Genomic DNA, 17,416 nt, shown 5'->3' with positions numbered 1-17,416 from the left:
CTTCATTATCCCTTCCCCTTCAGGGTGTTTTGTACGATATGCCGGGCCTTTTTTAAGCTCACAGTGTGGCTGATAACGAGGGGGGCTATGTATGTAAAGAGTGGCCTCAGTCACCGCTAATCTTATATCTGGGAATGCTGTTATGGAGATTGTGTTTTCGACTGTTTCTTCAATAAGCTTATCTGCTCTGGTCAATATTGGACGGATGAGGCCGGTTTTGCTTAAAACGGGAAAAAGCTTCATTGGGGCGCTGTTGTTTACCGCCTTGCTGGGGTTGCTGCCTGGTTCTCAATTGTTTGCAGAATCGTTGCCGACGGTGCGGGTTGCTGTGCTGCAGTTTGGCACCGTCAACTGGGAGATGGATGTTATACGTCAGCATCATCTTGATGAGAAATACCATTTCTCCCTTGATGTAACCCCTGTTGCTGGTAAAAACGCCAGTGCTGTTGCGCTGCAAAGTGGTGCTGTTGATCTGATCTACAGTGACTGGGTTTGGGTGAACCGGCAGCGATTTAACCACAGGATGTTCGGCTTCTCCCCTGTCTCAGCCGCTACCGGAGGGCTTTATGCTCAGCCGCAGAGCGCGGTTTCATCGGTTAAGGATATTCAGGGTGCACGTTTGGGGGTTGCCGGAGGTTCTGTCGATAAGAGCTGGCTGCTGCTACAGGCCTATAGTAAGCAGGTGCTGGGAAAAGATCTTCTGGAAGTGGTTGAGCCGGTGTTTGCCGCGCCCCCTTTACTGAATCAGTTGATGTATGACGGCAAGCTGCCATTGAGCCTGAATTTCTGGCATTACGGTGCCAGATTAGAGGCCCGGGGCTTTAAGCCGATCATCTCAGTTGACGAGATGATCAGAGGGTTAGGTATCGATCATCAGGTGCCTATGCTCGGTTGGGTGTTTGCTGAACCCTGGCGTCAGCAACATAGTGAGCTGTTGGGGAATTTTTTAAAAGCCTCCCGGGAAGCCAGGGATATCCTATTGGCGTCCGATGCCGAATGGCTGCGCATCCGTGATTTGACCCGGGCGGAAGATGATCAGATTTTTATGGCTCTGAAAAAGGGCTATCGTGCAGGCGTACAGCTTCAGTTCGGAACAGATGAGTTGAATGCGCTGGAGGATCTCTATGCCTTTATGCTGCGCGAGGGTGGGACAGAGTTGACGGGGGGCGCCGATAAACTGGACCGGTCGCTGTTCTGGATTTCAAACCCTGAAATGGGAGTGAAGCAGGTCGCTACCGGGGAGGAACTATGATCGTTCCCGCGTTGAAACAACTGCTGCATAGTGCGTTGCCCCTCGCCATTCTATTTTTAGTCTGGCAGTGTGCGGCTATGCTGATGGACAGCAGTAACTTTCCCAGTCTGCTGCAGGTGTTTGCCAGTCTGCGCAGCCATCTGGTTGACGGGGATATGCTGCATCATCTGCTGGTGACCCTGCTAAGGGTGTTGCTCAGCTTCACCATTGCGATGCTGCTTGGGGTGCTGATCGGTATCATGATGGGGGCATTTCCCCGTTTGAATAGCGCTGGCGATTCAATTCTGATTATTGCCCTTAATGTCCCGGCCCTGGTCACTATTATGCTCTGTTATGTCTGGTTTGGGCTGGTAGAGGCGGCTGCGATTGCGGCGGTAGCGATAAATAAAATTCCTACCGTAGTGGTGATGGTGCGCGAGGGAGCACGGGTGGTTGACCAGGATCTGCTGGACGTGGCCAGGGTTTTTCAGGTCTCTCCACCGCGTTACTTCTTTAAAGTGTACCTGCCGCAGCTTTACCCCTTCATTATGGCCTCAGCCCGGTCCGGTCTGTCACTAATCTGGAAAATAGTGCTGGTGGTTGAACTACTGGGGCGTAGTGATGGTGTTGGTTTTCAGCTGGGGACCTATTTCCAGTTTTTTGATATCTCCAGCATTCTGGCTTATACCCTGGCGTTTGCAGCCATCATTCTGGTGATCGAGGGGCTGATTATGCGTCCGCTGGACCGCTTCATCGCCCGGGGGGGATACCATGGTCAGTCTTGATATCGCTTTACAGAGTAAGTTTTATGCCAATAGTCCTGACAAAGTGCTGGGACCGTTGTCCTTTAGGGTCTCGCCGGGCGAGTTTGTTGCGCTGGTCGGCCCCTCCGGGACAGGTAAAACTACCCTGCTGAATATGATTGCGGCTCTGGAAACCAGTGCGCCCGGTGAGATTAAGTTTAATGGTGCCCCTCTGACCGACAAACCAGACTGTAAGATCGGTTATATCTTTCAGCAGCCGAGACTGATGCCCTGGTTAACAGTGGCGGAAAACCTGCGGTTGGTGAAGCCTGTCGCCAATGAATCAGAGATTGAGGCAATACTGATCAAGGTTGGGCTTGGAGGGAAATCTGCCCTCTATCCAAAACATCTGTCCGGGGGAATGCAGCGCAGGGTCAGTATCGCCCGGGCTTTTCTGACCGAGCCGGACCTGTTGCTGCTGGATGAACCCTTTGTATCACTGGACGCCCCCAATGCCGATAACCTGCGTTCACTGTTAAGTGAGCTATGGGTGGAGCAGAAATCCACCGTTATCTTTGTAACCCATGATCTGAATGAAGCGATTCAGCTGGCGGACCGGATACTGTTCCTTTCCGCTGCCCCGGGCACAGTCATTCTGGATACCCCGGTGGATATTGCCCGCCCCCGTTTGCCCGACGATAACAGACTGCAGCGTTGGAAAAGTGATCTGCTCTCTGATTACGCCGGTTTATTAGAAGGGGTTCTCTCCGCACCAGTTCTGAAATCGGTCTCCAGGAGATAATCATGCAATCAGATACCGCACTGGAGCTGACCGCCGTTAGCAAAACCTATGGAACGGTTAAAGCGCTGGATCAGGTCAGTTTAGCGATTCAGTCATCCCAGTTTGTCGGTTTGCTGGGGCAGAATGGTGCGGGTAAAACGACTCTTTTTCAGCTGTTAACCGGTCTGTTTAATGGCGATAGTGGGCAGATATGGGTCTGTGGCCATGATATTCGCCATCATCCTATTGCCGCGCTGTCTTCTATCGGCGTGGTGTTTCAGCAGCCGACTCTGGATCTCGACCTGACGGTGCAGGGTAACCTTAAATTTCACTGCCTGTTACATGGGCTCAGCCGTTCTGAGGCGGAACAACGCATATCCAGTGAGCTGGAACGCTTTGAGATGCAAGCGGTGCGGTATCTGCCGGTGCGCAGTCTTAGTGGCGGCAACCAGCGCAAGGTTGAGTTAATCCGCAGTCTGCTCCACCGTCCCCGGCTTCTATTGATGGATGAGGCGACCGTCGGACTGGACCCGGAATCCCGTAAGGCGCTGGTTAATCATGTTATCGCTTTATGTAAAGAGCGTGATCTGGCGGTGCTCTGGAGCACCCATATAGTTGAGGAGATTCAGCAGGCTGACCGGGTTGTTGTACTGGACAGAGGTAAGGTTCTGGCTGATTCATCCCCGGGAGAGTTGTTGGCTAAAGAGCCGCTTTGCGGAAGCTCACTTTCAGACGCGTTTTTACACCTGATAAATCTGAATAAAACGGTTGGAGTTGTTCATGAACGTGCTTGTTAAAGCTTTTAATTCGATTGCTTTGGTATCACTGCTACTGGCGGTGCAACAGAGTCAGGCAAACAGTGGTTATGTTTTTGTCAGCAGTGAAAAAGATGATCGGGTCACCGTATTTGAAGCCAGCAGCATGGATAAGGTAACGGCGATTAACACGAGCGAACGCCCTCGGGCGATGAAGCTGAGTAACGATGGCGCACTCCTCTATGTGGCCTGCGGTGACGCAGATGTGATCGATGTAATCGATGTGGCTTCGCTGACAGTACAGCAAAGTATTGAGATCGGTGAAGACCCTGACCGATTTGATCTGTCACCGGATGAGAAATTCCTCTATGCCTCCAATGAGGATGATGGATTGGTGACCGTTTACTCGCTGGAAGAGGGCAGGAAAGTTGCCGAGATCGAGGTGGGTGAAGAGCCGGAAGGGGTATTGGTAACACCGGATAATCGTCTGGTGTATGTCACCTCTGAGGTGGCTAACATGGTGCATGTGATCGATGTGCAGAGTCGTGAACTGGTTGAGAATATTGTGGTGGGCAATCGCCCAAGAAGGATGCTGCTGACACCGGATCAGAAGCAGCTTTGGGTGAGTAATGAAGTGGGAGGTACTATTTCGATTCTGGATACGTCGTCCTATCAGTCCGTTGCTGAGTTGTCTTTTTCACTGCGTGGGGTGCGTCCCGAAAGTATCTCTCCGGTCGGTATGGTGATGACCAAAGATGGTCAGCGAGCCTACATCACTCTCGGCGGAGCCAATCATGTGGCGGTGGTTGATATACCTGCTAACAAAGTGATCGACTATATCCTGGTGGGTAAAAGGGCCTGGGGAATCGCGCTTAATCAGGACGAAAGCCGGCTCTATGTGACCAATGGCAAGAGTGATGATCTGGCTGTGATCGATACTGAACGGTTGAAAGTGATCAGATCGGTGCCTGCAGGGCGGGTGCCCCACGATGTTGTGGTGGATGACTGATGTTTTCTGTGACAGCGATTTGTAAACAGATCGGCTTCAATTCAAGTCGTCTCAGGTGCGTAGCAACACTGCTGGCATTGCTGCTGTCATCTTCGGTATGCTCCTCGGTATGGGCGGTGGAGCTTCAAAGCGTCAGTTTCGCCCTGATCGAGTATGCCGATGATCCCCGTTACCGCACAGAGGTGACCGATGCCCGTTATCAGGCTCAGCCCTGGGGGCGCCTCGACACTGCGGTCGAGCTGGCGATTCAGGAGTCGCGTTTTGCTGCTCAGAAAAACGGCATCAGGTTTACATTGACGCGACACGAGGTGGAGGAACTTTCCGAGTTGCCCGCACTGATCCAGCGGTTGCAGGCTGAGGGAACGCAGTTTTTTCTGCTAGACCTGCCCGCTGAAGGGGTCAGGCTGGCTGCAGGTGCCGGGCAGGGGCGCAACACCATTCTGTTTAATCTCAGTGCCCTCGACAACACCCTGCGTGATCAAAGCTGCCAGCCTAATCTGCTGCATGTCGTCCCCAGTCGACGCATGCTCACAGATGCGATGGCACAGTATCTGATCTCTAAAAAGTGGAAAGAGGTGCTGGTGTTGCACAGTGAAGCTGAAGCCGATTTGCGCTATCTCGAATCACTGCAGGGCTCGGCAAAAAAGTTTGGTCTCGATCTGGTCACACTTAAACCCTATACCCTGGGAAGTGATCCCCGCCAGCGCTACCAGAACAATATCTCACTGTTAACGGCGAAGGATGATTATGACGTGGTCTATGTGGTCGACAGTACGGGGGAGTTTGCCGTTGATGTTCCGTACGCCATCGTTAAACCGCGTCCGGTAGTTGGTGCTTCGGGACTGGTCGCAGATTGGTGGCACTGGGCCTGGGAACGCAACGGTGCCCCGCAGGTTAATAAACGTTTTAAAAAGAAAGCTAAACGGCAGATGACCGGCTATGACTGGTCAGCCTGGCTAGCAGTGAAGGTGATTGCCCAGGCGATGCTGGATCAGTCTGCAACAGATCACCACTCAGGCTCTGCTGACTCACTACTCGACACCCTGCACTCTGAAGCCTTTAAGCTGGATGGTGCCAAAGGTTATCCACTGAATTTTCGTCCCTGGAACAATCAGCTAAGGCAACCGGTATTTCTGACCTCTCTGAACCGTGTGATCGGGCGTGCGCCGATCGATGGTTTTCTGCATCCGTTGAATAACCTCGATATCTTAGGCAGTGACCGGGATAAAAGCCGTTGCCAACTAAACCTGGGAGCTAAACCGTGAATACGAGTCATGCCATCAATGCGTTCAGTGCACTGTCGGCCCGGGAAGTTGGCAAGTTTATGCGCCAGAAAGGGCGCCTGTTTTCAGCGTTGGTAAGGCCCGCCCTATGGCTTTTAGTTTTTGCCGCCGGTTTTCAGAATGTCTTTGGGGTGGCGGTTATTCCTCCCTATGAATCCTATATTGAGTATGAGGTCTATATCTCCCCGGGGCTGCTGTGTATGGTGATTCTGTTTAACGGTATGCAGTCATCTCTGTCGATGGTCTATGACCGGGAGATGGGGCTGATGCGTCTGTTGCTGACGGCACCATTGCCGCGCTGGTATATCCTCTTCAGTAAACTGATGGCCGGGACACTGTTATCCTTGTTGCAGGTGTACAGTTTTATGATTATCTGCTGGCTGTTTGATGTAGATATACCGCTTGTTGGTGCATTGACCGCACTGCCCGCGTTTATCCTGGTTGCTCTGATGCTGGGGGCTCTGGGGTTATTACTCTCTGTCTCGGTAAAGCAGCTGGAAAACTTCGCCGGGATGATGAACTTTGTCATCTTTCCTATGTTCTTTATCTCACCGGCACTATATCCGCTGTGGAAACTGGAGGAGGCGGGCGCTGAACTGGTGTTTATGGCAGCGCAATATAATCCGTTTACTTATTCTGTAGAGCTGGTCCGGTTTGCTCTGTATGGGCAGTTAAACTGGCTGGCGTTGAGTGTGGTCTTTGGTGCCTTTGTGCTGTTTTTCAGCCTGGCAGTCTGGGGTTATGATCCCCAGAAGGGCGTAATTGGGCGGTCAAAGGCGGGAGGATAGGTTGTTTATTACATTTGAGACCGTCTGAGCTGCATATCTATGTGCCCTCTGTGGCTGAGCGCTGCTGATCTGCTGTCAACCGATAGTTGTGCTTTATTCTCTTAAACTATGTCCGCAATCATCAGTCCGCATCACTTTGCCCTGAAGACCGCCTATAACAACCCGGTTTTGGTCTATAGTAATCGCACAGGCGGTGTCACGCTTATCTTAATAACCCTGCGGTGCTAACGGGCAGATTATGGAATTCAAAGACTATTACAAGATTCTGGGCGTTGATCCCGATGCTGATAGTAAGGCGATAAAGGTTGCCTACCGAAAACTGGCGCGAAAATATCACCCGGATGTCAGCAGTCATCATGATGCAGAAAATCAGTTCAAGGAGGTTAGCGAAGCCTACGAGGTGCTGAAGGATAAAACCAAACGGGCTGAATATGATGAACTGCGTTTATACGGCGCTGCGCAGCAGGAGTTTCGCCCACCACCGGGCTGGCAATCATCGGCCAGGGGCGACGGCGATGGCTATCAGCAACGGGATTTCTCTGACTTTTTTTCCTCTATTTTTGGTACGGAGGGGGGCGCTGGTGCCCGCGGCTTTGAAAGCCGTCAGCCTTATAGCCAGCGAGGTCAGGATATTGAAACCGATCTGCCGGTTTTTCTCGAGGAAACCCTGTCGAAAGGCTCTAAAACGATCTCCTACCATCTGCCTCACTATGATAATGAGGGGCGTGTCAGCGAGGTTAAGAAAACCCTCAATGTTAAAATTCCTCCGGGAGTGGTCGATGGCGAGCGTATCCGTTTAAAAGGGCAGGGCGCACCGGGTATCGGCAACGGCGCATTCGGTGATCTCTATCTGCGAATTCGACTGGTGCCTCATCCACTGTTTGATGTCGAGGGGCATAACCTGATTATCACCGTGCCGGTGGCTCCCTGGGAGGCGGCGCTGGGTTGTAAGGTAACCATGCCAACCCTGTCGGGCGAGATTAAACTGACCATTCCGGCCAACAGTCAGAGTGGTCAGCGTCTGCGGGTGAAGGGTAAAGGACTGCCGGGTCGCCAGCATCAGGGGGACCTTTATGCGGTCTTAAAAGTGGTGATGCCCCCGTCAGGCAGTGAGTCTGCCAGGACTCATTGGCAACAGCTGGCGGAACTGACACCTTTCGATCCCCGAGCCGAGTGGAGTGATGCATCATGAGCGATCAGCAAGCAACCTACCTGAGTTTCTCCGAGCTCTGCCTGCAAACCGGTGTGGCCGAAAGTATGGTCGTTGAGATTATCGAGCAGGGTATTGTCGAGCCGGTTGGTGATAGCCCCGGTGAGTGGCTGTTTAGCCCCGCGATGCTGGTTCTGACGAAGAAAGCGGTGCGCCTGCATCGTGATCTGGATGTCAATTGGGCGGGTATCGCCCTGGCAATAGAGTTACTCAATGAGGTTGAGCAGTTGCGCGAACAGAATCGGTATCTGCAGAGTCGTCTGAGCCGCTTTGTCGATTTGTAAACGGCTCTCAAGCGATGTGCGAAAGGGCGTTTATGCGCCCTTTTCTCCGCCTGGCCTGGAACACTTGTCAGGCCTGTATCGTTTCCAGCAGCGGGATCGAACGGGTGACTATCCAATAGGCCGACACCATCAGCGTGAACACCGATACGTAGACGTACAGCGGCCTTTCGAAGGTCAGATATCTTTTACACATTGCGGTTAAGACAAACGCCAGACTGTAGATAAACAGTTGTCCCGCTTCGATACCGATATTGAACGATAGCAGGTTAATGGCGCTGGTTTGTGAACCCTCTTTAGCCAGCTCGTTAAACACAAAGGAGAAGCCAAAGCCGTGGATAACGCCGATAATCAGTATCGGGGTAGTGCCGATATGCTGCGCTTTCTGGCACAGCAGCAGGATTGCAGTGACGCAAATAGTCAGTGCAATAAGCAGTTCGATGCCCGGGGTGAACGCTGGAGATGAGATCGCCAGATTATGACCAAACAGCAGGCTGAATGAGTGGCCCAGAGTGAATGCGGTGGCCAGTGACAGCAGTCTGATAAAGCCAGTAGCACTGAAAAACAGTAATAGGATAAACAGTATATGGTCGGTGCCAATCAGTATATGACTGAAACCGCTGTTAAACCCATTGATCAGTTTGCTGGTTAATGTGGGCAGGCGGGTAGTTGAATAATCGAGAATCCCAACGGTGGTGACCGATGTTATTTCACCCTCCCGGTGGAGGTTGACGATATTCGCCAGACGGTTAATGGCATTGAACTTGTCCCCCAGAATACTGCTGATGTTGATTTCATCGGTGTTTAATGAGGTATCGGCCAGCCGCAGCCGGATATCCAGACCGGCGTCGAACAGCGAACGGGCATCCTCGCTGATCGTAATATCGCCGTTAAAGTTGCTCTGGGCGGTGTCTAAACTACTGAAGGGGTTACGGCTGTCGGAGTTGAATATATTGATAGCCTCAATACGATAAATCTGATTCTGTCCCTCTTTTTTTATGCGGTATCCCGATGAGATCAATTGTTTTAATCGTCTCAGACTGGCTTTGATCTCGCTGTGATTGAGCAGATATTCAGTTCTCTCAGCGGCGGTGACTCTGTGAGTAAACGGGATCGCCTGCTGGCTGTCGACTCCTTGCCAGCTGTTATCTAAAAGAACCAGGGGCAGCGGCATCCGCATCAGAATAATGGTGTCCCGGTTATCCTGATAGAGATGGATGATTCTGGGTTCAAAATGGGTAAAGTGAGCCAGGACTGTGGTGCTGAAGAGCGAGCCGATCAGCATGAGGAACAGTGCGAATAGTGTCTTCATAATCGGTACCCTGTTGTTTAATAGCATTACCCGAAGGTAATGCTATCGGTAACCTTGTGAATTATTCGGGGGAGGGGCTTAGTAGCGAGGATCCCACATTCTGCGGCCGGTCTCTTTTTCATATCCCTGTCCGAATGGGTAACTGACGATCTCAAGCTGCATCCCCCAGGGGGCCATGAAATATACCCAGGTCAGGCCAGCCATACCGGTGTCTGTAAAGGTATGGGGTTTGCCCAGCACTTTAATCCCTTTCTCTTCCAGAAACTTCACTGCAGGTGCCATATCATCGACATAAAACGCCAGGTGATGACCGCCAATATCGCTGTTGCGCGGTGGCTGCTGCTTTTGATCTGGGGCCGTATATTCAAATATCTCCAGCGCCGGGCCATTACCGCAACGCATCAGGTGAGCGGTTTTTATCACTGCTTTTTTGTCAACATTAAGGTTCTCGGTCATCCAGTCATTATCGAACGGGCCGAAGGGACCGATTGAATAGAAGGATTCGCAGCCGATAACATCGGTAAAGAAAGCAACCGCTTCTTTCACATTTGGGACGGTAATACCCAGATGCTGAGTCCCTCGCATTCCGGGTATCCCTGCCTGGGTTTGTTGGCTAAAAAGGGAAAATAAAAATAGCGATGCAGTGAATATTTTTATTTTTTTCATATTGATCTCCATAGATTATGAACAGTGAATACTCATAAATACATTTCCCGTGCCAGTTAGCAGGTTTTGGCTGCAAGCCTTTAATCACGGTGGAGATTGAGCGCTTCTTTAAAGTGGGGACAGAGTCTTTTTGAGTCAGTGTGTCTCAGCGTTCGACTCAGAGTGTGCCAGGCAGACACTATCAGAGTGGACCGGTGATCTTTAACGAATGAGGGGACTATTGTTGTTAGCAGATTTAGAACCCCCGCAATGAAGCGGGGGCGGGGCACGTATGTTTAAGCGGTACTTGTTAAGGGGTTAGCGGTTGGCGAAGTACATGGTGACTTCGAAGCCAATTCTCAGATCTTTATAGGCTGGTTTTGTCCAGTTCATTTTATTTTCCTCATCTATGTATGAATGTATAACGTGACGTTAAATGTCACCGATAAGTAAAGCAAAGATCGTACCCGCACTGCGATCCGTTGGGATTGTTTTACGCAATAACCCGGTTTTCACAATCTTTAAGCGTGATTGACTGAGGCGTCACGGTGATAGCTGTGTCAGCTTGAGGAGATCGGCCGTCAGCTCTTGTTGTTGGGTAGCACAGACTGTGTCATCTGCTGACACGGTCTGTATTGTCATACTGTTTTAACCCTGTAGCACGCCTTGTATTAGCTTTAGCTATTAGTTTCTGTCAGATGAAAAAATTCATATATATCAATGTATTGATAGCTTTTTAATAGGTCGGGATAAATGTTGGCCTGTATGTTGCGTTTCTGTCTTATGTGTAGTGGTGGGCTGGCCCGGGTGGGTGAGTCTGCATGATATAGATAGATGGAGAACGAGAAGTGATTAAAATAAAAAAGCTAGCGCTATCCGCATGTATTACCTCAACGATTGCATTGTCGGGTATTACCGCTGTGAATGCATCTTCAGAGAGCCCTAACGACTGGCCGCAATACCATCGAACGTCCGATGCCTGGCGCTACAGTCCATTGGATCAGATTAATGCAGACAACATTAAGAAGTTGAAAGTTGCCTGGATTCATCAACCGGGCGATATCCAGATGGGCCTGCAGGCAACGCCGATCGTGGTTGATGGTATAGCCTACTATATTGGCCCAAACAATAACGTATTTGCCCTTGATGCTGCCACCGGCAAGCAGATCTGGCACTACCAGGCCGATCTGGACGCGATTGTTGATGAGGTGTTCTATGTGGCTGCAAGTCGTGGCGTCACCGTGGGTCATGGCAATGTCTACATCGGCTCTCTTGATGGGCGATTTATCGCGCTGGATCAGAAAACCGGCAAGGAGAAATGGTCAACTCAGATCACCGATCAGGAGAAGTGCTATGGCTGTCTTTTCTCATCTCCTCCTCAGTTGGCGGGTGATGTTCTGTTTGGCGGAACCACCGGTGGTGATCAGCCAACCCAGGGCAAAATCTTTGCGGTTAATGCGATTACCGGCGAAAAGATGTGGACCTTCGATATTCTGAAAAAAGATGATCCTAAGAGCTGGCCGGGAGATTCCGGTGAGGTGGGCGGTAGTGGTGCCTGGTTGCCGGGTACCTATGATGAAAAAACTGACACCATCTTTATCGGTACTTCCAATGCAGCTCCCGATTTCTACGGTGCTGAGCGCGAAGGCGACAACAAATACAGTGCCAGCTTGCTGGCGATTGAGCCGAAGACCGGTAAGTTGAAGTGGGCCTACCAGGAGATTCCTCACGATGTCTGGGATTACGATTCCGCCTATGAAGCTCTGAGCCTGAACGTTAACGGCAAAGATGTGTTAGTACATCTGAACAAAAGTGGTTATGTGTTTGTCCTGGAGAAGGATACCGGTAAGGTTGAGAATGTCTGGCCGCTGGCAGAAAACATCAATTTCGTGAAAGGGATCGATCCGAAAACCGGTGAGCTGATCGGTCGGGTGGATATGCCTGAAGGCAAAGAAACGACCATCTGCCCTTATCTTTTGGGGGCCCGCAGCTGGAATCATGGCGCCTATAACCCCAACACCGGTCTCTGGTACACCAACGCAATGGAGGTGTGCAACATAGTTGTTCCGGCCCCTCAGGAACATGAGAATGTCGGTATTGCCGGACTTTATCTGGGGGTCAGTAAGCTGGTGGCGGTTCCGCCTCCGGGTAAAAAAGCCTCAGCCCGACTGGATGCCCGCGACCCTATTACCGGCAGGTTGAAATGGTCTGTTGACTATCCACTGCCGGGGTTGGGTAGCGTTCTGACCACTGGTGGCAACCTTGTTTTCAATGGCGACCCCTACGGCGTAATCCATGGTTATAACGCCGAGAATGGTAAAGAGATCTGGAACTTCAATGCTGGCTCCGGAATTCGTGGCGGTATTGTCAGTTACTCCGTCAATGGCAAGCAGTACATTCTGGCGGCCACCGGTTTTGGTTCTCATGCACCAGGCTTTATGGCCAGTGCTTTCCCTGAAGTCAGCGGATTACCCGGCGGTGCAGCACTGGTCGCATTCACGCTGGAAGACTAGTTAGTTCCGCATTGGGGGTTGTGGCGTTGTCGCAGCCCCCTTTTTTCCAGTTTATTTAGTGGGAGAGAGTTGTTATGTCAGTTAATTTATTCAGACCGATCCGGTATAGCGTTTTTGCTATCGCACTGCTTAGTGGCGTCGCCTATGCGGTGGCACCACCGGTGACCGGGGGAGAAAAAAGAGCAGATAAAAAAAATCAGGAAGACCCTGAATACGTAGCCGAAATGAAGGCGAAAGTGTTCAGTAAAGAGGCGATATCGGTAGCTAATGGTGAGCATCGTTTCAACCAGACCTGCGTGTACTGCCATGGCTATAAAGGCTCCGGTGGTAAAGCAAAGATGTTGCAGGGGCGTGATTTTGATGCGGATTATCTCTTTAAAACCATTACCAAAGGGAAAAAGCGTGGTTCACTCGTGATGCCACCCTGGAAAAGGACATTCACCCCAGAAGAGCGTTGGGAGTTGGTGACCTATATCCTGTCTTTAAGTGAAGAAAAATAGTTACCGGCAAAACAGTGAGGTCTGATATGAGTACAAAAATAAAAAGACTGACGCCCCAATTTTCTGAATTACTGAGCTCTGTCGTTATCGGCTTTATGACCGCAGTGATTATCGTTGTCAGTCCGGTTGCGAGTGCGCAGACATTAAGTGAGATCCGGGCCAGAGGTGAAATTAATCTGTGTGCTCATCCTGAACAGATGCCTTTCTCCAGACGGGCGGATAAGCCGGAAGGTTTTCAGATCGATATAGCCAGAGCGGTGGCTGAAAAGTTAGACGTATCGCTGAATGTGTCCTGGATATTTTCTAAGCGGCAGGCTAAAAAAGTGGGCTGTGATTTTTATGCCGGGGTTGCCCGGTTTAAAGAGGGGGATTCCAAATACCTGCTGATCTCAGACCCCTATCTGCGCTTAGAGTTTAAGCTGGTCACTCTGGATAAAGGGTCTGTTATCAGTGATATCGACGATCTTAAACCGCTGGTGGTTGGGGTTTCGCCAGGCAGTATCGCTTCCGGTGCATTAGTCCACAACCATATCAGTATCGCTGTGCGTTTTCAGGATGAAGCCAGCCGTTTGCAAGCACTGGCAGATGGACTGATTGATGCGGCGGTAGTGACTAATGTATCTGCGGGTTGGTTCCAGGAGAATCTGGGTAAACTGCGGCAATATGATGCAGAGAATATCTTACATGCAGATCTGAATTATGACTATGCGCTGGGGTTGAGGAGGTCAGATGAAGACTCACGGAATGGTTTCAATCAGTTGCTGGCTGAGATGAAGTCAGATGGGGCTCTATCGAACATCCTGGCTCGATATGGACTGCAATAACGATTTTCAGTGCCTCACTGTTTGTGACCTCTGTTTCTGCTTACCCAAGGCAGAGTTTGGAGCGCCTTATTCGCGCTCCTTTTTTGCATTCTGTCTTCGCCGTATAAGATGGTTTGGATGAGATATTGTCGCTGACAAATGTGGTGAGTTCTTGTTGATTGATGCAGGAGAGCGGGAAGGGGCTCTCAGATAGGGGAAATCTAATCACCGTAAGGAGCGACTTTCCCCTAAGGGGCAAAAATACTGAGTTTCAATGAATGTATGCTATATTGGACTGAGGTGTTTTGGTGCCAAAGTATAGTTTTTTAAAAGATAAAAAGGAGTAGTTTAGGGTTATTGTGGGGTTGTACAACTTGACACTAAATAAATATAAAAATGACCCTTGTCTGACGCTGAATTGCAAAGACAGGGAGTGAACAGGTGAATAGATGTCTTCAAATACAGGTTATTCTGATAAGAATGCGAAGTCTGTAACCATACAGGGGCCAGGTGAGAGCGGTACTGATAAGTATATACAGAGCTCATGGCAGCGCTGTCGTGATCAATACAAAATGTCCCCGGACACCAATGTTGAGCTGGTCTCGCTTTCAGAGTCTGAAGTCAGGCAGCGTCGGGAACCGATGGAAAAACTTCTGAGTGATTCCGAAGAGGTTTTTGATAAGATCAGAACGGTTTCCAAACAGAGTGGTTATGCGGTTCTGATAACGAATACCGAAGGTGTGGTGGTTAAGTCCTATGCCGATTCCAATATCAGTCATGATCTTGAACAAAAAGGATTGCGCCAGGGAACTCTGTGGTCAGAAAAGATTGTCGGCACCAATGGCCTGGGAACCTGTTTAACCGAGTGCAGGCCGGTCACCGTATTCGCTAAAGAACATTACGGTTTCAACCTGCATAATTTCAGTTGCTCCGCAGCGCCGTTAATCTCGCCGGATGGCACTCCTTTTGGTGCGCTGGATATCTCTACCTATGCCTCAGGAAACCGGCTTTATCAGGCTTTAGCACTCAACCTTGTATGTGAGACCGCTGACGAGATAGAGGCGATTGTTTTTAAAAATGCCTATGCTAATCAACGTGTTATTAGTTTGTCATTCTCTCCCTACCGGCCTGAGACAAACGCTCTTATCGCGGTGAACGATAGCGATACCATTATCGCTGCGACCACACCGCTGCTACTGACATTGGGGTGTCGGGACCGTTATGAGTTAGTGGGACGCAAATTTCAGGAAGCGTTCAGCCAGAATTTAGAGCAACTGGAGTCAGCGGGTGTTGTCGAACTTTTTGTCCGGATTAGTGATAAACCAGTAAAACTTTATGCGGCCTGGTTACACAACTCAGCGTTTGAATCGCAGCTGAAAGCCTCTCAGGGGACGGTGTCTAAAAGCTCAGGATCTACTAGTGACATTGCTAAAAGAGCGGTCTCTGGTGATCAGGCTTGCGATACCCCTCTTTTTCACGCTGCCGGAGAAGAGCCTCAGCTGTTGAAGCAAGCCAGTCGCTGCCAGCGTATGGTTAACAAAGGTATCAGTATCCTGCTTCAGGGTGAAACCGGCACCGGGAAGGAGGTGTGGGCCCGTGCGCTACATGAAAGCAGTGATCGTGCAGACAAGCCGTTTATCACGCTTAACTGTGCCGCGATTCCTGAATCGTTGATTGAGAGTGAGTTGTTTGGCTATGGTGCCGGTACTTTTACAGGTGGTTTGAAAGCTGGCAAGGTGGGTAAAATACAGGCCAGTAATGGCGGAACTCTGTTTCTTGATGAAATCGGTGATATGCCGATTGAGCTGCAGGCCAGCCTGCTAAGAGTACTTGCTGAAAGTGAGATCATTCCGTTGGGTGAGGTTAACCCGGTAAAGGTCAGCCTGAATGTAATCTGTGCGACCCACCGTGACTTGAAAGAGCTGGTTAGCAGTGGTGAATTCCGCGAAGATCTGTTTTACCGCATCAGCGGTTTTCAGATCGCTTTGCCAAGCCTGCGTGAGCGGGAAGATAAACCGGTTATTATCGAGAAGGTTCTGCGTGCTCTGTGCATGGATGAAGATAATGCTGACAATGTGCAGGTTACTCCGGATGCTTTAGAAGTGCTCTGCCGGTATCAGTGGCCCGGCAATATCCGCCAGTTGAAAAATGTACTCCAGTATGCAATGTGTATGCGTGAGGGGGATCTGATTCAGGTTGATGATCTTCCTGATGAGGTGTTTGCCGCGCCTGTAGTGATTGGCCACCAATCCGATCAGTTCGCCTATGCTCCGCCGTCACGGATGGTATCGATGTCAGGAGGTGCACAAAGTGAAGCTGTTTCTGCAAGGCAGGAACTGTCAGAAAAGGAAGAGTTAGAGCTGGTATTGAAGCAAAACCGCTGGGTGGTCACCCGGGCGGCCAAAGCGCTGGGCATTAGTCGTTCAACATTACACCGCAAGATAAAAAAATATAATCTTTTTATCGATAATAATGCTGATGAGTTAGATTCTCTGGTGTAACCCTGTGTGATTTCCCCATCTGAAAACCATGCTCCTTTGCATGGTTTTTTTTGTTCTTTATAAACCGGGCAGTGAGGTGCAGTTGATAAGCCTCAATGGTTTGACTCAGAGTGTCGCATGTTGACCGATCAGAGTGTTGCTTCGGGTCTGTTTTCATCAAAAAGCTTATTCTTAACTCATAAAAATCAAAGTCTTATATTATGGCTTGGTTATTGCTTTTGTATTTGGTGAGCATTTAGCCAGGCTTACTGGCTGAATGACTGACAGTCAGCCTACAGAAGAATAACAATGAAAATTCAGATTCTTGGTTCCGCAGCGGGCGGCGGCTTTCCCCAGTGGAACTGTAACTGCCGTAACTGTGCCGGCTATCGGGCCGGAACCCTCAATGCCAGATCCCGGACTCAGTCATCCATCGCTGTGAGTGCCAACGGTGAAGACTGGATTCTGTTTAATGCCTCGCCGGATATTCGCCAGCAGCTGGCTGATTTTGCGCCGATGCAACCGAATCGAAAGATTCGTGATACCGGCATTGCGGCGATTGTCTTCATCGACAGCCAGATTGACCATACCACCGGTCTGCTGATGCTGCGTGAAGGCTGCCCCCATGAGGTCTGGTGTACCGATATGGTGTATCAGGATCTGACCACCGGTTTCCCCATCTTTAAGATGCTGGAACACTGGAATGGCGGCATCAAACGCAACCGAATTCCCGTTGAGGGATCGGTAGAAGAGGGCACCAACACCTTTGTGATCCCTCAGGTACCCGAATTGAAACTGACAGCGGTCGCGCTGCTCAGCAGTGCGCCACCCTATTCACCGCATCGCAACGATCCCCACCCAGGGGACAATATAGGTATCCTGATAGAAGATACCCGCAGCGGGAAAACTCTGTTCTATGCCCCTGGTCTCGGCCAGATTGAACCCCATCTCAAACCGATTATGAAAGACGCGGACTGTTTGCTGGTTGACGGCACCATCTGGCGCGACGATGAGCTGATCACCTCCGGTGTTGGCGACAAGCTTGGCGTCACCATGGGCCATCTGGCGCAGTCCCGTAATGA

At 50.5% G+C, this 17,416-nt stretch carries 17 protein-coding genes; 14 read left to right on the top strand and 3 right to left on the bottom strand.

Annotated features, from left to right (window positions below; all coding sequences use genetic code 11):
- Positions 1 to 142: 142 nt before the first annotated feature.
- The 9 genes from BMY09_RS09630 (at position 143) to BMY09_RS09590 (ending at position 8,084) form a co-directional block, all read left to right on the top strand.
- On the top strand, positions 143 to 1,252 hold the full coding sequence (locus BMY09_RS09630; protein ID WP_175483499.1) for an ABC transporter substrate-binding protein: 1,110 nt from the start codon (positions 143 to 145) through the stop codon (positions 1,250 to 1,252).
- The gene (locus BMY09_RS09625; protein ID WP_091357275.1) at positions 1,249 to 2,016 is read left to right on the top strand and encodes an ABC transporter permease; all 768 of its coding nucleotides are present in this window, start codon (positions 1,249 to 1,251) and stop codon (positions 2,014 to 2,016) included. Before BMY09_RS09630 ends, BMY09_RS09625 begins: the two co-directional genes overlap by 4 nt.
- The gene (locus tag BMY09_RS09620) at positions 2,003 to 2,776 is read left to right on the top strand and encodes an ABC transporter ATP-binding protein (protein WP_091357272.1); all 774 of its coding nucleotides are present in this window, start codon (positions 2,003 to 2,005) and stop codon (positions 2,774 to 2,776) included. Before BMY09_RS09625 ends, BMY09_RS09620 begins: the two co-directional genes overlap by 14 nt.
- 2 nt (positions 2,777 to 2,778) lie before the next feature.
- Complete coding sequence (locus BMY09_RS09615; RefSeq protein ID WP_091357270.1) at positions 2,779 to 3,552, top strand: ABC transporter ATP-binding protein; 774 nt, start codon at positions 2,779 to 2,781, stop codon at positions 3,550 to 3,552.
- The gene (locus BMY09_RS09610) at positions 3,536 to 4,519 is read left to right on the top strand and encodes a PQQ-dependent catabolism-associated beta-propeller protein (protein WP_091357268.1); all 984 of its coding nucleotides are present in this window, start codon (positions 3,536 to 3,538) and stop codon (positions 4,517 to 4,519) included. Before BMY09_RS09615 ends, BMY09_RS09610 begins: the two co-directional genes overlap by 17 nt.
- Positions 4,519 to 5,784 carry a type 1 periplasmic-binding domain-containing protein gene (locus tag BMY09_RS09605; protein ID WP_091357265.1) on the top strand — a complete coding sequence of 422 codons (1,266 nt, stop codon included), beginning with the start codon at positions 4,519 to 4,521 and terminating at the stop codon, positions 5,782 to 5,784. Before BMY09_RS09610 ends, BMY09_RS09605 begins: the two co-directional genes overlap by 1 nt.
- Positions 5,781 to 6,590 (top strand): ABC transporter permease, encoded by an 810-nt coding sequence (locus tag BMY09_RS09600; protein ID WP_091357262.1) that lies wholly within the window; start codon positions 5,781 to 5,783, stop codon positions 6,588 to 6,590. The genes BMY09_RS09605 and BMY09_RS09600 overlap by 4 nt, the downstream gene beginning before the upstream one ends.
- A gap of 238 nt (positions 6,591 to 6,828) precedes the next feature.
- Entirely contained in the window at positions 6,829 to 7,782 is a 954-nt protein-coding gene (gene cbpA, locus BMY09_RS09595) for a curved DNA-binding protein (RefSeq protein WP_091357261.1), read from the top strand.
- On the top strand, positions 7,779 to 8,084 hold the full coding sequence (locus tag BMY09_RS09590) for a chaperone modulator CbpM (protein ID WP_091357258.1): 306 nt from the start codon (positions 7,779 to 7,781) through the stop codon (positions 8,082 to 8,084). Before cbpA ends, BMY09_RS09590 begins: the two co-directional genes overlap by 4 nt.
- 67 nt (positions 8,085 to 8,151) lie before the next feature.
- Here BMY09_RS09590 and BMY09_RS09585 read toward each other — a convergent pair whose 3' ends face one another.
- The 3 genes from BMY09_RS09585 to pqqA form a co-directional block, all read right to left on the bottom strand.
- Positions 8,152 to 9,393 carry a HupE/UreJ family protein gene (locus BMY09_RS09585; RefSeq protein WP_175483498.1) on the bottom strand — a complete coding sequence of 414 codons (1,242 nt, stop codon included), beginning with the start codon at positions 9,391 to 9,393 and terminating at the stop codon, positions 8,152 to 8,154.
- A gap of 78 nt (positions 9,394 to 9,471) precedes the next feature.
- Positions 9,472 to 9,978, bottom strand: a complete 507-nt coding sequence (locus BMY09_RS09580) for a VOC family protein (RefSeq protein WP_205209141.1) — start codon at positions 9,976 to 9,978, stop codon at positions 9,472 to 9,474.
- A 378-nt stretch (positions 9,979 to 10,356) separates the two neighbouring features.
- A complete protein-coding gene (gene pqqA, locus BMY09_RS09575) occupies positions 10,357 to 10,431 on the bottom strand; it encodes a pyrroloquinoline quinone precursor peptide PqqA (protein ID WP_075107990.1) in 75 nt (24 codons plus the stop codon).
- 455 nt (positions 10,432 to 10,886) lie between these two features.
- On the opposite strand from pqqA, the gene BMY09_RS09570 reads away from it, so the two are divergent.
- From BMY09_RS09570 to pqqB, 5 genes are all read left to right on the top strand, one after another.
- On the top strand, positions 10,887 to 12,551 hold the full coding sequence (locus BMY09_RS09570) for a pyrroloquinoline quinone-dependent dehydrogenase (RefSeq protein WP_217647419.1): 1,665 nt from the start codon (positions 10,887 to 10,889) through the stop codon (positions 12,549 to 12,551).
- Between the two features lie 74 nt (positions 12,552 to 12,625).
- Positions 12,626 to 13,051 (top strand): c-type cytochrome, encoded by a 426-nt coding sequence (locus BMY09_RS09565; protein ID WP_091357250.1) that lies wholly within the window; start codon positions 12,626 to 12,628, stop codon positions 13,049 to 13,051.
- Between the two features lie 26 nt (positions 13,052 to 13,077).
- Positions 13,078 to 13,875, top strand: coding sequence for a substrate-binding periplasmic protein (locus BMY09_RS09560; protein ID WP_091357246.1), 798 nt, complete (start codon positions 13,078 to 13,080; stop codon positions 13,873 to 13,875).
- Positions 13,876 to 14,303: 428 nt separating this feature from the next.
- Positions 14,304 to 16,355: a sigma-54-dependent Fis family transcriptional regulator gene (locus BMY09_RS09555; RefSeq protein ID WP_091357243.1), complete on the top strand. Its 2,052-nt coding sequence runs from the start codon at positions 14,304 to 14,306 to the stop codon at positions 16,353 to 16,355.
- A 288-nt stretch (positions 16,356 to 16,643) separates the two neighbouring features.
- A partial coding sequence (gene pqqB / locus BMY09_RS09550; protein ID WP_139203176.1) for a pyrroloquinoline quinone biosynthesis protein PqqB occupies positions 16,644 to 17,416 on the top strand: 773 nt, incomplete at its 3' end.

Source organism: Amphritea atlantica, from assembly GCF_900111095.1.
GTDB lineage: Bacteria > Pseudomonadota > Gammaproteobacteria > Pseudomonadales > Balneatricaceae > Amphritea > Amphritea atlantica.
The sequence above is the reverse complement of the archived record's forward strand: the minus strand, read 5'-3'. Positions and strand labels throughout refer to the sequence as shown.

Coding starts and splice junctions, on each gene's coding strand:
- BMY09_RS09630 (WP_175483499.1), top strand. CDS start 143: ATGGAGATTGTGTTTTCGACTGTTTCTTCAATAAGCTTATCTGCTCTG.
- BMY09_RS09625 (WP_091357275.1), top strand. CDS start 1,249: ATGATCGTTCCCGCGTTGAAACAACTGCTGCATAGTGCGTTGCCCCTC.
- BMY09_RS09620 (WP_091357272.1), top strand. CDS start 2,003: ATGGTCAGTCTTGATATCGCTTTACAGAGTAAGTTTTATGCCAATAGT.
- BMY09_RS09615 (WP_091357270.1), top strand. CDS start 2,779: ATGCAATCAGATACCGCACTGGAGCTGACCGCCGTTAGCAAAACCTAT.
- BMY09_RS09610 (WP_091357268.1), top strand. CDS start 3,536: ATGAACGTGCTTGTTAAAGCTTTTAATTCGATTGCTTTGGTATCACTG.
- BMY09_RS09605 (WP_091357265.1), top strand. CDS start 4,519: ATGTTTTCTGTGACAGCGATTTGTAAACAGATCGGCTTCAATTCAAGT.
- cbpA (WP_091357261.1), top strand. CDS start 6,829: ATGGAATTCAAAGACTATTACAAGATTCTGGGCGTTGATCCCGATGCT.
- BMY09_RS09590 (WP_091357258.1), top strand. CDS start 7,779: ATGAGCGATCAGCAAGCAACCTACCTGAGTTTCTCCGAGCTCTGCCTG.
- BMY09_RS09585 (WP_175483498.1), bottom strand. CDS start 9,393: ATGAAGACACTATTCGCACTGTTCCTCATGCTGATCGGCTCGCTCTTC.
- BMY09_RS09580 (WP_205209141.1), bottom strand. CDS start 9,978: ATGCGAGGGACTCAGCATCTGGGTATTACCGTCCCAAATGTGAAAGAA.
- BMY09_RS09565 (WP_091357250.1), top strand. CDS start 12,626: ATGTCAGTTAATTTATTCAGACCGATCCGGTATAGCGTTTTTGCTATC.
- BMY09_RS09560 (WP_091357246.1), top strand. CDS start 13,078: ATGAGTACAAAAATAAAAAGACTGACGCCCCAATTTTCTGAATTACTG.
- BMY09_RS09555 (WP_091357243.1), top strand. CDS start 14,304: ATGTCTTCAAATACAGGTTATTCTGATAAGAATGCGAAGTCTGTAACC.